General features: G+C 44.1%; 3 protein-coding genes. 2 read left to right on the plus strand and 1 reads right to left on the minus strand.

From position 1 onward, the window contains the following. Positions 1–507 precede the first annotated feature (507 nt). Positions 508–1,635, minus strand: coding sequence for a 4-hydroxyphenylpyruvate dioxygenase (gene hppD / locus F6K37_RS35685; protein ID WP_287255646.1), 1,128 nt, complete (start codon positions 1,633–1,635; stop codon positions 508–510). Positions 1,636–1,853: 218 nt separating this feature from the next. Between hppD and F6K37_RS35690 the strand changes: the two genes are divergently transcribed. Both F6K37_RS35690 and F6K37_RS35695 read left to right on the plus strand, forming a co-directional pair. Continuing rightward, positions 1,854–2,144, plus strand: coding sequence for a hypothetical protein (locus tag F6K37_RS35690; protein WP_287255649.1), 291 nt, complete (start codon positions 1,854–1,856; stop codon positions 2,142–2,144). A gap of 114 nt (positions 2,145–2,258) precedes the next feature. Then, on the plus strand, positions 2,259–3,258 hold a 1,000-nt coding region (locus F6K37_RS35695; RefSeq protein WP_502887804.1), incomplete at its 3' end, for an FAD-dependent monooxygenase family protein.

Genomic DNA, 3,258 nt, shown 5'->3' on the forward strand with positions numbered 1-3,258 from the left:
ATTAGGTTTTAGCCCTCGTGAACTAGCCAGTTTATTCAAAATCAGATGAAAATCATCTTGGTTGAGAGTTCCACCTGAATCAGCATCGATATTATTGAATAATGTTGTTAATTTTTTTTGTTGTAATTCGGTTAACATTTTCAAATGAACTTTGATTAAATTTTATGGTTTTTGAGTTTAATATGAGGTACTCATGAGTCTAAAAAAAATCCTTAAAAACGACTTATTTTACTGTATTTTAACCTATAAATTGAAGGACTGAGCGCGCCCGGAGTTTTGACTTAGACAACACCTTGCTACTCTTACTTCCCATAATTTTATGGTTTAGAAAAGTAAGGTTTGTCACTACACAGAGAATTCTACCGGATACTTGACATTGGTGACAAATTAAAAGCTAAGGCATTTTGTCAATACCTCCAAGTATAGAAATTCACCTTGATCATTATTAACTTAAGCATATGTTGAGAGCTGTTCGCGTAGCGTGCGCGTAGCGCATTAGCTGATAGCTTAGGTTCCTAAACGTCCTCGCTTGTTCTGTTCCCGTTCTACTGCTTCAAACAAAGCACGAAAATTCCCTTCTCCAAAGCCCTTTGCCTGAAAGCGGCGCTCAATGATTTCAAAAAAGAAAGTAGGCTTGCCAAAAATGGGCTGGGTGAAGGTTTGAAGTAACAAAGCTTGGGGAAACTCTTGCTGCCAATCTACTAAAATTTGTCTGGTAGCAATTTCTTCCCATTCTGCCGTTAGTAAAGGTAAATTAGAGCCCCCTGGTCTTTGCCGCAACTGGCTGTAGTAGCTGGAAGGAACTTCAATAAACGGCAAACCTCGACCACGGAGTTGCGCGATCGCTTCTACTATATTGGTAGTTCTAAGAGCAATATGCTGGATGCCTGGTCCACCATTAACATCTAGAAATTCCTGAATCTGGGAATTAGCAGAAGTTGGTTCATTGATGGGCAACTGCACCTCACCAGTGGGATCAACCATAACCTGAGAGTATAAACCAGACTGTTGTGTCTGAATAGAAAATATTTGTTGTGGGCAAAATCCCAGCACTTGTTGATACCAATTTACTGCCCGTTCTAACTCACCAGCAGCTACGTTAAGCACTACATGATCAATGGTGGTGAACATGGTCTGAAGATTGTTATTGCCTTGGTTTCCCTCTCCACTGAGGGAGGGTGGCTTACCATGAGCAGTTTTTGTGATCCAGTTAAACTGAGCAGGGAAAAAGGATTGGTCACAGATGCCATCCCGCTCCACGAGGGTATGAACCAGAGAACCCCAGGAGGGGATTTGACTCCACTTTAGCCGTCCCTGTCTTTGAAATTGTTCCTGGGGTGGTTGTACCACTTGGTTTCCCTGAGCGGACGCATTCTCAATCACCGCTTCCAGGTCCTCTACAAGAAAAGCGATGTCAGCCACCCCAGGAGGATGTAGACGCAAAAACTCAGCAATAGGACTTGCTGATGTCAGAGGTGAAGAGATCAAAAAGGTGATTGAGCCACTTTTGACAACTTCTGTGTAGGTATGGTCACTACTGCCACTGACGACCCGTTGAAAGCCAAGAATTTTGACTAACCAATCAGAAAAAACTGTAGCATCTTCAACATAGAAGTGAACATGATCAATTTTCATGGTTAAATCCAGTTAAAGAGATTGTACTGTTTTTAATTTTGCTCTTTTTAGAAGAGTGAACCAATTTGCAGTCGGTAAAAGAGGATTACAGATATTTTACATATCTGAGTGGGTAAGTCCTGGCATTTTCAGATGATCTGACTTTTATAGCGCTACGCGCAAGGCAGCTATGCTGAAGGCAGAAGGCAGAAGTTGACTCTAACAAGGTTTTAGAGGTAATGAGTTGTCCTAACCTTAGTGGGTACTGCTTTATCACTTCCCCTACTTCCCCCACTTCCCACACCTCCCACACTCCCCTCTCTTTCCCGATTCCCGATTCCCGATTCCCGTTCCCCTCCTGGGAGGGGTTAGGGGTGGGTTCCGATTCCCGATTCCCGTTCCCCTCCTGGGAGGGGTTAGGGGTGGGTTCCGATTCCCGATTCCCGTTCCCCTCCTGGGAGGGGTTAGGGGTGGGTTCCGATTCCCGATTCCCGATTCCCAATTACCGATTCCCGATTCCCGACAACTAAGCACTAATCAGATGGCCGATTTGCTTTGCGATCGCATCAGCCTCTGAGCCTTGTGATCCAGAAATTTACAATAAAACAGAGAAAGTCTTAGCATCTAACTAGCAACCAACATCCATGAGTCAAACCGAACAAATCCTATCCCAGTTACCTGGTGATGTTCTCGGACGCCTGCGCAATGCTGACAAAGTCTGGAAAGCCTTACGAGATGGCACAACTGAGATCCCAGAGGTGATTACAGAAACCGAAGAGGGATTAGGCACCCTAGACTTGGATGTAGTAATCTGTGGCGGTACCTTGGGAATTCTGATTGGTGCTGCTCTACAACAGCGAGGCTGGCGAGTTGCGGTAGTTGAACGGGGGGTTTTGCGCGGTAGAGACCAAGAGTGGAATATCTCTCGCCAAGAACTAGAGGTATTCCTGGAACTTGAGTTACTCTCAACGGCGGAATTAGAAAATGCGATCGCATCCGAGTATAACCCAGCTCGGATCAGTTTTTTCGAGGGTCCTGATTTCTTGGTAAACGACGTACTCAACATTGGTGTTGACCCAGTCTTTCTGCTCGATACCCTCAAAGCCAAATTTTTAGCTGCTGGCGGTAAGCTGTTTGAAAAGACATCCTTTACACAAGCAACCATTCATCCCGATGGCGTCTCAATCGGCTTGAAGGTTGACCAGTTGGAGGATACCCAAGTTAAAGCTCGCTTACTGATCGATGCCATGGGACATTTTTCCCCAATTGTTAAGCAAGTCAGGCAAGGTCAGAAACCAGAAGGAGTTTGTTTAGTGGTTGGTAGCTGTGCTGAAGGCTATCCTAAAAATGAGATGGGGGATTTGATTGTATCGTTCACTCCTATCCAAAATCAATGTCAATATTTCTGGGAAGCATTTCCAGCTCGGGATGGTAGAACAACCTATTTATTTACCTACTTAGATGCTAATCCCGAACGTCCTAGTTTAGAATTTTTATGTGACGAATACTTCCGTCTGTTACCAGAATACCAGGGAGTAGAATTATCCCAACTTGATTTTAAACGAGTACTGTTTGGCTTTTTTCCTTCCTATCAAAAAAGTCCCCTAAGAATGCCTTGGAATCGGATTTTACCTATAGGGGATA

The sequence above is a fragment of the Moorena sp. SIO4E2 genome, assembly GCF_010671945.1.
Lineage (GTDB): Bacteria > Cyanobacteriota > Cyanobacteriia > Cyanobacteriales > Coleofasciculaceae > Moorena > Moorena producens.

Coding starts and splice junctions, on each gene's coding strand:
- F6K37_RS35690 (WP_287255649.1), top strand. CDS start 1,854: ATGAGTTGTCCTAACCTTAGTGGGTACTGCTTTATCACTTCCCCTACT.
- hppD (WP_287255646.1), bottom strand. CDS start 1,635: ATGAAAATTGATCATGTTCACTTCTATGTTGAAGATGCTACAGTTTTT.